The 12,038-nt window shown below is 63.6% G+C and carries 11 protein-coding genes; 3 read left to right on the top strand and 8 right to left on the bottom strand.

Annotated features, from left to right (window positions below; all coding sequences use genetic code 11):
- The first annotated feature begins 10 nt into the window (after window positions 1-10).
- Genes EN818_RS17655 through EN818_RS17645 form a run of 3 tightly spaced genes read left to right on the top strand, consistent with a single transcriptional unit; the run spans window position 11 to window position 4,144 of the window.
- On the top strand, window positions 11-760 hold the full coding sequence (locus EN818_RS17655) for an ATP-binding cassette domain-containing protein (RefSeq protein ID WP_210212543.1): 750 nt from the start codon (window positions 11-13) through the stop codon (window positions 758-760).
- Between the two features lie 13 nt (window positions 761-773).
- Window positions 774-1,985 (top strand): ABC transporter permease, encoded by a 1,212-nt coding sequence (locus EN818_RS17650; RefSeq protein WP_210236478.1) that lies wholly within the window; start codon window positions 774-776, stop codon window positions 1,983-1,985.
- A 44-nt stretch (window positions 1,986-2,029) separates the two neighbouring features.
- The gene (locus EN818_RS17645; protein ID WP_127404877.1) at window positions 2,030-4,144 is read left to right on the top strand and encodes a N,N-dimethylformamidase beta subunit family domain-containing protein; all 2,115 of its coding nucleotides are present in this window, start codon (window positions 2,030-2,032) and stop codon (window positions 4,142-4,144) included.
- Between the two features lie 152 nt (window positions 4,145-4,296).
- Here the strand turns inward: EN818_RS17645 and EN818_RS17640 are convergent, their stop codons facing one another.
- From EN818_RS17640 to EN818_RS17605, 8 genes are all read right to left on the bottom strand, one after another.
- Window positions 4,297-5,358, bottom strand: coding sequence for an ABC transporter ATP-binding protein (locus EN818_RS17640; protein ID WP_127404878.1), 1,062 nt, complete (start codon window positions 5,356-5,358; stop codon window positions 4,297-4,299).
- A 7-nt stretch (window positions 5,359-5,365) separates the two neighbouring features.
- Window positions 5,366-6,178, bottom strand: coding sequence for a carbohydrate ABC transporter permease (locus EN818_RS17635; RefSeq protein ID WP_135904964.1), 813 nt, complete (start codon window positions 6,176-6,178; stop codon window positions 5,366-5,368).
- Window positions 6,178-7,059, bottom strand: a complete 882-nt coding sequence (locus tag EN818_RS17630) for a sugar ABC transporter permease (protein WP_135904966.1) — start codon at window positions 7,057-7,059, stop codon at window positions 6,178-6,180. Before EN818_RS17630 ends, EN818_RS17635 begins: the two co-directional genes overlap by 1 nt.
- Window positions 7,060-7,128: 69 nt before the next feature.
- Window positions 7,129-8,421 (bottom strand): sugar ABC transporter substrate-binding protein, encoded by a 1,293-nt coding sequence (locus EN818_RS17625; RefSeq protein WP_135904968.1) that lies wholly within the window; start codon window positions 8,419-8,421, stop codon window positions 7,129-7,131.
- A gap of 63 nt (window positions 8,422-8,484) precedes the next feature.
- On the bottom strand, window positions 8,485-9,501 hold the full coding sequence (locus tag EN818_RS17620) for a Gfo/Idh/MocA family oxidoreductase (RefSeq protein WP_135904969.1): 1,017 nt from the start codon (window positions 9,499-9,501) through the stop codon (window positions 8,485-8,487).
- Window positions 9,498-10,214 (bottom strand): N-acetylmannosamine-6-phosphate 2-epimerase, encoded by a 717-nt coding sequence (locus tag EN818_RS17615; RefSeq protein WP_135904971.1) that lies wholly within the window; start codon window positions 10,212-10,214, stop codon window positions 9,498-9,500. The genes EN818_RS17620 and EN818_RS17615 overlap by 4 nt, the downstream gene beginning before the upstream one ends.
- 65 nt (window positions 10,215-10,279) lie before the next feature.
- Window positions 10,280-11,191 (bottom strand): N-acetylmannosamine kinase, encoded by a 912-nt coding sequence (locus EN818_RS17610; RefSeq protein ID WP_135904973.1) that lies wholly within the window; start codon window positions 11,189-11,191, stop codon window positions 10,280-10,282.
- Window positions 11,175-12,002 (bottom strand): MurR/RpiR family transcriptional regulator, encoded by an 828-nt coding sequence (locus EN818_RS17605; protein WP_127421059.1) that lies wholly within the window; start codon window positions 12,000-12,002, stop codon window positions 11,175-11,177. The genes EN818_RS17610 and EN818_RS17605 overlap by 17 nt, the downstream gene beginning before the upstream one ends.
- Between the last annotated feature and the right edge of the window lie 36 nt (window positions 12,003-12,038).

The raw sequence follows: 12,038 nt of genomic DNA, 5'->3' as shown, positions 1-12,038 counted from the left end.
GATGGTCGCCGTGAACGACGACGCGCCAATCCTGTCCCTGGCGGGAATTGGGAAGCACTATGGCGGCATCACCGCCCTTTCGGGCGTCGATTTCGACGTCCGGGAGGGAGAGGTCGTGGCGCTGGCCGGAGACAACGGCGCCGGAAAGTCGACCCTCGTCAAGATCATCAGCGGGATCGTTACCGCCGACGAGGGCAGGATTCTGTTTAACGGGCGAGAGGTATCGCTGAGGAAGCCGCAGGATGCGGCGGAGCTGGGCATTCAGACGGTCTATCAGGACCTCGCGCTTTGCGACAATCTTGATACCGTTCAGAACCTTTTCCTGGGAAGGGAAATGCATTCAGGGCTGCTTCGGGGTGCAAAGCTCTCGCGACCGCTGATGGAATCTCGAGCCCATGCGGCCCTGTCCAGTCTCAACGTGAAGATCAGGGACTACAGTGTCTCCGTGGGACGGCTTTCTGGCGGCCAGCGCCAGTCTGTGGCCATCGCGCGCGCGGTTCTGTCGAAACCGCGAGTGATTCTGCTCGACGAGCCAACCGCCGCGCTTGGCGTGGCGCAACGGGCGGAGGTCATGGCACTCATCGCGCGCCTTCGCGAGCAGGGTCTGGGCGTGATCCTCGTCTCTCACGACCTGGGTGATGTGTTGGACATTGCAGACAGGATCGTGGTCCTGCGCCTGGGGCGCAAAGCCGCCGAGCGGCCAGTCGCGGAATGGACGAGGAGCAGCCTGGTCGCAGCCATAACCGGCACAGACCATTGAAGGGATGCAGGCTATGAACACCACGGGACGACAAGTTTCTTTCACAACGGCGCCTGCGAAAATCAGTTTCAGGCAGAACCTGCTTGAGGCGCTATCGACAAAATGGCGTGTCGTACCGGTCCTGCTGTCGCTGGGTCTCATCTGGGCGATCTTTGCCTCGCAATCCCCAGTGTTTCTCTCAGCGCGCAACCTGACCAACCTTGCCGATCAGATCGCGACCACAAGCATCGTGGCGCTCGGGCTTGTCCTCGTACTGGTCGTTGCCGAGATCGATCTTTCGGTTGCCGGTCTCGCGGCCGTGTGCGCCGGCATTGTCGGCGTGCTCGTCGTCAACATGGACGTCGGGCTGTCGATCGCGCTAATCATCGCGATTGCCGTCGGCGGCCTCTACGGTTTGCTGCAGGGTTCGATGATCGTCTATAGCGGCGCACCGGCCTTCATCGTCACACTCGGCTTCTCGCTCATGCTGCAAGGTGTCTTGCTGATTTTGCTTCCGGCAGAAAGCGGCCTTGTTCCTCTCGCCGGGACCGATTTGCAGTTCCTGGCCGCTTATCGTCTGCCAACGACCGTCAGCTATGCCTTGCCCGCGGCCGTCGGGCTGATAGGCCTTGCCATGCGATTGAACGATCACCGCCAAAGAGTGGCCTACGGTTTGCCATCGAATTTGATGAGCTCCATGGCCATTGGCGTCGCCATCATTTTTGCCAGTCTGGCGGTTGTCGCCATTTTCAATGCTTACCGAGGCGTGCCTCTGACCGTTGCCGTGCTCGCGGGCCTGATCGCAATCTTGTCCTACGCCACAACCCAAACTCCGTTCGGCATTTGGCTGTACGCCATCGGCGGCAATCGCGAGGCGGCACGCCGCGCCGGCATCCCTGTGAACTGGATGAAGATGGCGGCCTTTTCGATTCTCGGCATGTTGACGGCGCTCGGCGGGGTCGTGGCTGCGGCCCGGGTGCTGGGCGTCTCCCCGGCATCGGCTGACCAAAGTCTCTTGCTGGAGGCAATCGCGGCGGCGGTCATCGGCGGGACGAGCCTTTTTGGCGGTCGTGGCAGTGTCTGGGCAGCTATTCTTGGCGCCCTCGTCATCGGCTCGATCGCCAACGGAATGTTCCTGATCAACGCCAGCACGCAATTGCGCTTGCTCGTTCAGGGCGGCGTGCTCGTAGCCGCGGTCATAGCGGACGCGCTCATTGCCCGAAGCGGATCTTCGTCGTCGCGCTAAACTGGCCGCCTGTCTGCCGCAACCCAAGTTGGGAGAAGATCAAGATGTTGATCGGCTATGCCGATAAGCTTTCCGTCGATGCAGGCGACCATGTCGAAATCAAAGTCAGCGCTGCGGGCATCTACAGATCGCAACTGGTGCGCGTGCGAGGCATGAAAGAAGGCGCCGCCGGTCTCTCGGTTGCCGAAGAACCAGTGTCATCCAACAGCAATTGTCAGCACACCGGCCGGGTGCAGGCACTTCATCCGGGATCGTTCGTCGATGCTGCCTTGCCGAGGGTCGATTTCGCCAAGGGTGTTGGGGTCAGCCTGTGGGTGAAACCGACCGCTCCAGGTCGTCTTTGCCAGACGCTGTTCAGCCTCTCTGACGATAGCTCTGTCACTCGCATGATGCTTGAACTCGATCGGACCGGCCGGTTGGCGCTATATCTGCGGTCGTCGAACGGCGCGGTCACGATGGGGTCCTCACCCGATCCGCTGCCCAAGGGGCGTTGGGTGCTCTTGAAGGCTGTCTATGACCCCGGCGAAGCGGTACTGCGCCTGACCGCGGAAGAACAGACCGGCACGCGCTGCTGGTCGACGCCGGTCGTCGTAGCGGAAGGATCCGCCGCACGTTTTCGTGTCGGCGCCGCGCATGCCGAAGACGGCCGCGCGACGGACTGCTTCAACGGATGCGTATCCGAGGTCACTGTATTTGGAGCGTCGCCGAAGCAGCCTATCCTGCAATGGGACTTCTCCAGGCAAATGGACAGCGACATCGCGGTGGACCTCTCCGGAGCCGGGCGGCACGGACGGCTACTCAACCGGCCGGCTCGAGCGGTTCTTGGTCCTGCATGGGACAAGAAGACCATCCGCTGGACCGACGACCCGGCGCAGTGGAATGCATTGCATCTGCATGATGACGATCTCGATGACGCGCAATGGAAAACGGACTTCGAGGTCGAAGCTCCCGCCGAAAGCGGGATATATGCCGTTCGCCTGATCCAGGGTGAAACCAGCTACTACATTCCCTTCTATGTTCGCCCGGGCGCGGTCAGGAAACGGGTCCTGTTCGTCGCTCCAACGAACACTTACCTCGCCTATGGCAACGAGCATCTTTGGGAGGGCGAGCGCGGAATCGCCCATCAAAAGATGATGAGTTTTCCGATCGTGCTGGACAAGGCGGAAACCATTCTTCAGCAGATACCTTCACTCGGCAGATCGCTGTACGATCGGCATTCGGACGATAGCGGGGTGATCTATGCTTCGCGGTTGCGCCCCCTGACCAACGTGCAGCCAAACTACATCAACTGGCTGGCGGGCGGACCGAGACATTTCTCCGGCGACTTCTTCATCACCGGTTGGCTGGACAGCATCGGCATCGAATTCGACGTGGCGACCGATGAGGACGTCGATAATTTAGGCAAAAGCCTGCTCGACGGCTACGACGTGGTCCTCACCGGAAGCCACCCGGAATACCCCACTGCGGCCGAGTTCGACGCTTTCGAAGATTACGTCAAGGACGGCGGCAAGTTGATGTATCTCGGAGCCAACGGATTTTTCTGGGTCACGAGTTACGTCAACAAGCTGCGCACCGCCATCGAGGTGCGGCGCGGCTATGCGGCCCAGCGCAACTGGACCTCCCATGCGGCTGAGCTTTATCACAGTTCGACCGGCGAGATGGGCGGCGCCTACAGGCACCGCGGCCGTGACCAAAATCCGTTCCTTGGGATTGGCATGGCCGCCGCCGGATGGGGGCCGGCCTCGGGCTTCACGCGCACGCCGGAAAGCCATGCCGAAGCGGTGGCGTGGGTTTTCGAGGGTATTGCGAGCGAAACGGTGGGTGAGCACGGTTATTTGTTGGGTGGCGCGGCCGGCGATGAGCTCGATCACGTAGATCCAGCGCGCGGGACGCCCGACAGCACGGTCGTGTTGATGTCGTCCAGACATAACGATCTCTTCTTCCCAAGCCTCGACAGCGTCACGGAAGTCGCACCAAATCAGCAGGGTTCCAAAAACCCCCACGTGCGCGCCGACGTGGTTCTTGTTGAACATCCCGGAGGGGGCAAGGTGTTCTCAACGGGCTCCATCTGCTGGGCAGGTAGCCTGGGGTCAAATGGCTATGACAACGACATCGCGAGATTAACCACCAACGTGCTGCGGAAGTTCTTGGCAGAGTGAGCACGACCTCGAGATCATTAGCCCGAACGTCGTCACACGCGCCCGTTGCGCGCCCATGGTAAAGACTCGCGACAGTTATCTGTCCCGATCGCAAATAGGACTTGCCGGGCCTAAGTCGGGAACAAGGGCCCTACCAGACGGTGTACCTTCCGTCAGCGGATGCGGTTTCCGTCAGCGTCAAAAACGCGGGCCCGCGTCGGCTGGAAGTGCAGCGTGATTGTCTCGCCGAAGCGGGGCTGGTCCTCGCGGCGTTCAGCGACGACGGTCTCGCCACTCGGCAGCGCGCCATGCACATAGGAGGTCGAGCCCAGGCGCTCGGTGACGTCCACGGCAAGCGGCAGCGCAACGCCCTGCTTTTCGTCGAGATGTTCCGGCCTGATGCCCAGAGTCACCGTTTTGCCGTTCTCCAGCTTCGTTTTGAGATGCGAGATGTCCACTCTCGCCTCGCCGGTTGTCAGCGCCTTGCCGTCGTCCACGACGACCGCCTTGAGGAAGTTCATGCGCGGCGTGCCGATGAAGCCAGCGACGAAGGCGTTGTCGGGATCGTCGTAGAGCGACAGCGGCGTGCCGGTCTGCTCGATGCGGCCCGACTTCAGCACGACGATCTTGTCGGCAAGCGTGAGCGCCTCGGTCTGGTCATGCGTGACATATACCATGGTGCGGCGGATCGACTGGTGCAGGCGCTTGATCTCGGCGCGAAGCTCGGTGCGCAATGCCGCGTCCAGATTGGAGAGCGGTTCGTCGAAGAGGAAGAGGCGCGGATCGCGCACCAGCGCCCGGCCGATGGCGACGCGCTGGCGCTGGCCGCCGGAGAGCTCGCGCGGCAGCCGCGCCAGCAGCGGCTCGATCTGCAGCAGGCGCGCGACGCCCGCGACCTTCTCATCGGATGTCCTGCGATCGAGGCCACGCATCTTCAACGGGAAGGCGATGTTCTGCGCCACCGTCATGGTCGGGTAAAGGGCATAGGACTGGAAGACCATTGCCACGTCGCGGTCCCGCGCCGGCAAGTTGGTGACGTTGCGGTCGCCGATGACGATCGTGCCGGAGTCGATCGGGTTGAGGCCGGCCACCGCGTGGAGCAGCGTCGACTTCCCGCAGCCGGACGGGCCGAGCAGCACGACGAAGGACCCCTCCTCCACCTCGACCGAGACGTCGTCCAGCACCTGGACCGCGCCATAGGATTTCGAGACCGACCTTATAGAAAGTTTCGCCATCGGTTCTTCAGCCCTTCACGCTGCCAAGGGTCATGCCGCGCACCATCTGTCCCTGCACAAGAACGCCGAGCACGATCATCGGCAGCATGATGAGGGTGGCGGCGGCAGTGAGCGCGCCCCACTGGATGCCCTGGAATGTGAGGAACGAGGTGATCGAGACCGGCAGCGTCTGTGTGTCGCGTCCGGTGAGCACAAATGCCACGAAGAACTCGTTCCAAGTGAACAGAACGCACAGGATCAGCGTGGCTATGATGCCGCCGCGCGCGGCCGGCAGATACACATGCCAGAAGATCGAAAACTCGCGCGCGCCATCGACGCGCGCGGCATCGCGCAATTCCTTAGGGATGTCGTCGAAGAAGGTGATGAGTAGCGAGATGGCAAAGGGTACGTTGACGAAGGCATAGGCCGCGACCAGCAGCCAGTGCTTGTTCAGCGCGCCGATGCGGGTCGCCAGATAGTACATCGGGATGACGAAGAGCAGCGCCGGCGCGATGCGCAGGCTCAGGATGAATTTTTCGCGAGCGCGCCGCAGCTCCGCCGGCTGTTGCGCCAGGCCATAGGCGGCTACCGACCCGATGGCGACCGCCAGCGCGCTGGACAGGATCGAGACGATGAAAGAATTGGCGAACGCGCTCAGGAAGCCGCGATTGGCGAACACTGTTCGATAGTTGTCGAGCGTCGGGCTGAACAACCAGACCGGCGGGATGGCGAAGGCGTCGCGCGTCGTCTTGAAGGATGTGACGACGACCCAGTAGAGCGGGAACAGCACCGCCAGCAGAAGCAGGACCAGCCCGAGATAGAACAGCGTGCGCCTGGCCATCAGTGGTCCCCCGTCTTTGGGAAGAGCACGCTGTACATGGTGAGCAGCGCGACATTGGTGAACACGGTCAGAATGATGGCAATGGCCAATGCGTAGGAGATGTCGAAATTGGTGAAGGCGACGATGTAGCCGTAATAGTTTAGCGTCTCGGTCGACAGCGCCGGGCCGCCGCGGGTCATGATGTAGAAGAGGTCGAAGGCCTTGATGCTGTCGATCGCCCGGATCAGCGCGACGATGGCGAGCGCGCGGCGCAGCATGGGAAGAAGCACATACCAGGTGACCTGCCATTCGCGCGCGCCGTCGACGCGGGCGGCGTTGAGCGGATCGGTCGGCGCCGATTCCAGCGCGGCCATCACCAGCAGGATGACGAAGGGCGTCCACTGCCAGATGTCGGCGATCAGCACCGAAAAGAGAGCGATCTGAGGGCTGCCCAGCCAGTCGACCTGGGAAATGCCGCCCAACGACAGAAGATAGTTCGCCATGCCGGTGGCAGGGTCGAACAGGAACCGCCAGGTGAGCCCGACGACAACCGGAGTCATGATGATCGGCACGAGCAGCAGCGTGCGCACCAGCCGCTTCATGGCGAAGTCGCGGTCGAGGAAGAGCACCACCGCAAGACCAAGCGCGATCTCGATCACCGTCGCCAATGTGGTGAAGAGCACCGAGCGCCAGAGCGCGGCCATGGCGCGCGGATCGCTGAGAAAGCGGATGTAGTTGTCGAGCCCGACGAATTTTTCCCGCCCTGCCCGCATCAGCGAAAGATCGTGCAGCGATATCCAGATGACGAACAGCGTCAGCGCCACCGAAGCCACCGTCAGGCAGACGATGATCGGCTGGAAGAAATGCTTTGTGGGATCGGACGCTGCGGCCACGGGTCTCATCGGATCAACCTGAGAATTTCACCCTGCCGCGCACAGGGAGCGCACGCGGCAGGGCACGCCACTCGACCCTTAGCGGGCGAGCGCAGCGTTGTTGGCTTCGTCAGCTTCCTTCAGCGCGTCGGCGGCGCTTGCGGTTCCGGCGAGCGCCTTGGAGACGGCGATGCCGGTGTTGTTGATGATCTCGTTCGCCTGCTCGACTGTCGGCAGATATTGCGGGTTGCCGGCGTTGATGGCGGCGATCATGCCTTCCTTGAAGGCGCCGTAGCGTTTGCCGAAGCTGTCGCTGTTGAGCGCCGAGAGCGAGGTCACGCCGGAGTTGGGGTCGGTCTCGATCGACTTCAGCTGCTGTTCCTTGGCGGTCGCCCAAGCGGCGAAGAGGGCCGCCGCTTCCTGGTTTTTCGATTCGGCCGAGACATACATGGAATGCACGGCTAGCGAGGACGAGCCGCCCTTGGGCGAAGCCGACTTCATCGGCACCGGCACATAGCCGACCTTGCCGACCACCGTCGAGACGGCCGGGTCTTCATTGTAGGCGCCGTTGACGGTCGCATCGAGCGTGATTGCCGCCTTGCCCTGCTGGAAGAGCAGCCGGTTTTCCTCCCAACCGAAATTGGCGACGCCGACCGGGCCGTAGTCCTTGAGGACCTTGGTGAAAGCGTCGAGCGCGGCGATGCCTTCAGGTGTCGCCAGCGCCGACTTGCCGCCGGCATCGAAGAAGGAGCCGCCGAAGCCCCACAGATAGCCCGCCCAGACATAGACACCCTGGATGCCCTGCTGGCCGCGCATGGTGATGCCGGCGATCTGCTTGTTGGTTTTTTCCGAGATGGTTTTCGCCGCGTTCTCGATGTCCTCGAAGGACTTCGGCGCGGCCAGCCCGTACTGTTCGAAGAGGTCCTTGCGGTACATGACGAAGGTGCTCTCGCCATAGACCGGCAGGCCGTAGACCTTACCGTCGAGGACATTGGTGTTGAAATAGCCGGGCACGAAATCGGCCTTGTCGAAATTCTCCTTGTGCTTGGTCAGGAAATCGTCGAGCGGCACGATGTAGCCGGACTTCACGAAGCCCGGCAGGTAGATGATGTTGTTCTGGACGACATCGTAGCGGCCGGACTTGGATGAGAATTCAAGCAGTTCCTTGGCGGTGATGTCCGCCTCGGGCACCACTTCGATCGCAACGTCGATGCCGGTCTTCTCCTTGAATTCCGGCACCATCTTCTGGATGGCGTCGGTGGTCGGGTGGCCCTCGAGCAGCACCGATATCTGCACGCCATTGAACGGCTTGTCCTCAGCGGACGCCGGCGCGGCCAGCGACAGCGCGGCGGCGGCCGCGCCAAGAATCAGTAGATTGCGTCTGTTCAGCATGTTTCGTCTCCCATTCTTGGGCCGTCGGGCCTCGTTGCAACAGCGCCGTTCGTTTGATTGAGCTCAACCGAGGCGCACGATTTCGCCGCTCTGCGCCGACTGCATCATGGCAAGGGTGAGTTCGAGCGAACGAAGGGCTTCCCGGCCGGTGGCGATCGGCAGGGCCGCGCCGTCCAGCCAGTCGATAAGGCCGCCGAGCTGGCGCGCGAGGTCGCCGTCGACGCGGCCGTTGATGAGAGGCCAGTGCTGAGTGTCGATCTCGCTCGACCCCTCGTTGCTGGCGAAATAGAGCCCGCTGTCGCCGCACTGGACCTCGAAGGATCCATCAGTGCCCAGGAGTTCCATGCGCGCGTCGATCATGTGGCGCGCGCCGGACGGCAGCGACCAGGCGCTCTCGAAATTGACGACCGTGCCGCCGGAAAAGCGCACGATTGCCGCGATGCTGTCCTGCGTGCCGGAGCTACCCAGCAGCTTGTCGGTCTGCTGCGCGTAGACCGACACCGGCTGTTGGCCTTCCAGCATCCACAGCACCATGTCGACGTCGTGGACGGTGACATGCAGCGCCAGCGGCAGCTTGCCGCCATAGCGCTTCGGGCCTTCGGTGCGAGCGCTGTTGCGGCGGGCATAGATGTGGATCGGCTCGCCGATCTTGCCCGATGTCATCAGCTCCTTGGCGGCAGCGTAGCGCGGATCGAAGCGCAGCAGGTAGCCGACGCCGAGCTTTACGCCCGCCGCCTCGCAGGCAGCGATGATGGCCCGGGCGTCGTCGACCTTGGAGGAGATCGGCTTTTCGACGAAGACGTTGATGCCGGCTTCGGCAACCGCGACCGCCGGCGCCAGATGCAGGTTGTCGGGCGTGCAGATCGAGACGAGGTCGAGATCGCGTTCGGCCGCCAGCAGCGCCTGGTGGCTGTCATAGACTTTGCAGCCCGTCGCCTTTGCCGCCACCGCCTCGGCCAGCGCACGGTTGGGGTCGACGATGGCCGCGAGCTCCGCACCCATCATGCCGGCGAAGATGCCGGCATGCATGGAGCCCATGAAGCCTGCGCCGATGACGGCGACGCGGCGACGTTTGATCATGTCGGATTCCTTCTCAGTTGCGGACGGGCGCCCCAAGCGGCGACCACGTCGGCGAAGCGGCGAGTAATGGCATCGGGCCGCGTGATCGCGCCGCCGACGACGATGAAGCGGGCGCCGAGCTCGAAGCAGCGGACGGCCTCGTCCGGCGACCATATGCGCCCCTCGGCGACGAAAGGCAGGCCGGCGCGGGCAAATTCCTCCATCAGGGCGAAGGCGGGGCCCCGCTGATCGCTGGAGTAGTCCGTGTAGCCGGCCATGGTGGTGCTGATGAGGTCAGCGCCGGCGTCGAGCGCGCGCTTGCCTTCATCGAGCGTGGCGACATCGCCCATGGAGAGCCGCCCCCTCGCCGCGATGCTGGCGAACATCGCCTTCAACGCAGCCGGATGCGGCCTGCTGGTGGCGTCGATAGCGACGATATCGGCGCCGGCTTCGATGACGGCGGCGACGTCGTCGAGCGTCGGGGTGATGTAGACCTCGGTATCGTCGCGCCTGACCTTGATCAGGCCGATGAGCGGCACCTCGACCGCGGCGCGGACGGCGGCGATGTTGGCCGCGCCTTCGATGCGCACGCCGGTGGCGCCGCCCAACACGACGGAGCGCGCCATCGCGGCGATGTGGCCGGGAGCGTCGAGCGGCAGGCCGGACTCGGCCTGGCACGACACGACCAGCGTTCCATCGAGTGTGGCGAGCAAATCGCTCTGCTTGGCCTGCACCGGGTCATCTCCTGGAAGAGCACTACCCCCCTAACCAAGCGTGGATGAAAATTTTTGTCAAGAAGCTATATTCGATGAAAATTTCCGTCAGACTTTGTCGAACGCGCCAGCATCGCCGCGCCAAGCAGGCCGGCATCGGCGCCCGCACGCGCGGCGACAATGGGACGCCGGTAGACGCGCGGCAGGTCGAGCGAGCGAGCCTGCAGCGCCTCGATGAAACCGCCGGCGAGGCCGACGCCGCCGCCGACGGCAAAGCAGTCGATATCGGCGGAGGCCGTCAGGTCGGCAAAGGCGTCGACCAACGCGACGACCGCGCCGGCGATGATTCCCGCAGCGGCAGCGTTGCCTTCCTCCGCAGCCGCAAACAGCTCCGGCGCCGCAACCTTGCGGTCCAGGCGCGCGCTGCCCAGCCGCGCCAAGGCCGTACCCGAGGCGACCGTCTCCAGGCAGCCACGCCGGCCGCAGCCGCACAGGATGCCGCCTGGTTCGGAGCGCGTATGTCCGACATGGCCGGCAAGCCCGGTGGCGCCGCTTTCCAGCCGGCCATCTATCACCAGCCCGCAGCCGATGCCGGTCGAAACGGTGAAGAAGGCGAAGTTGCGAAATCCCTTGCCGGCGCCAATGGTGAATTCGGCCCAGGCGGCGGCCTGGGCGTCATTAACGACAAGCGGCGGCATGCCGAAAGCGCGCTCGATCGCCGAGGCAATCGGATAGCCGTCCTCGATCGGCAGGGTTTCGGGGTTCAGCGCCGTCAGCGCGCCGTCGCGCACGATGCCGGTGGTAGCGACGGCGACCGCGCCAAAACCACTTTTCGGCGCAAGCCCGGCAATGGCCGCGATCAGATGGTCGCCTTTGCCGGTGCGTGGCGTCGGCGCCTGGCGGCGGTTTGCGATCCTGCGGCCACTCACTTCGGCTGTCGCGATCTTGGTGCCGCCAATATCGATGGCGAGCACAGGCAAATCAGAAGCTGCGGTCACTCACGACCTCCGCCGTGCGGCTGAGCTCGACCAGCCGCTTCGGATCCTGTCTGGTCATCTCGGCCACCAGCGCATCGACGATGAGCAACTGGCTGATCTTCGAGGGGAAGGCGCCGCCCGTGAGCGGCGTCTCCGGCCAGGATGCGATCAAAGCCAGGTCGCAGACGGCAATCAGTGGGCTCTTCGAGCGGTTCGAGATACCGATGACAAAGGCGCCCTTGGAACGGGCAAGCTCTGCCACGCGCACGGCATCAATCGTCGAGCCGGAACTCGAAATCACCACCTGCACCGTTCCCGGCTGCGCGGTTCCCGCCGCCATCACGGCCAGATGCGCGTCGCCGAGCGCGCGGCTGAATTTGCCGATGCGGGTCATCTTGTAGGCGAGATACTGCGCCGTGACGGCGGAGGCGGCGATGCCGAAACACTCGACCGTTGTCGCGCCCAGCAGCTTGCGCGAGGCGGTGGCGATATCTTCCCGGACGATGAGCTGCTCGGTTTCGCGCAGCGAGGTGATCGCGGTCTCCACCAGCCGCTGGATGTCGTCGGAAGGCAGGCCGTTGTCCCTCGCCCGCTCGTCGGTCGCGAGTTCCTTCGCCAGCGCCAGCTTGAAGTCCTGAAAACCGGAAAAGCCCTGGTCGCGGCAGAAGCGCATGACGCTCGCCTCGGACGATCCGGATGTCTCGGCAAGCTCGGTGATGCTCTGGCGCAAGGTGGCGTCGGGCTGCGCCAGCACCGTCTCGGCGACGCGCGCCAGCGCCGGCGTCATATCGCCCGCCGCTGCTCTCAACGAGGCTATCAGCGCGTGTGTCATGCAAGACCCCTCAGAAGATTCCCGCTACGAGCATGT

The organism is Mesorhizobium sp. M3A.F.Ca.ET.175.01.1.1 (assembly GCF_004791945.1).
GTDB lineage: Bacteria > Pseudomonadota > Alphaproteobacteria > Rhizobiales > Rhizobiaceae > Mesorhizobium.
Note: the sequence above shows the minus strand (reverse complement) of the source record. Positions and strands in the feature narration are given on the sequence as shown.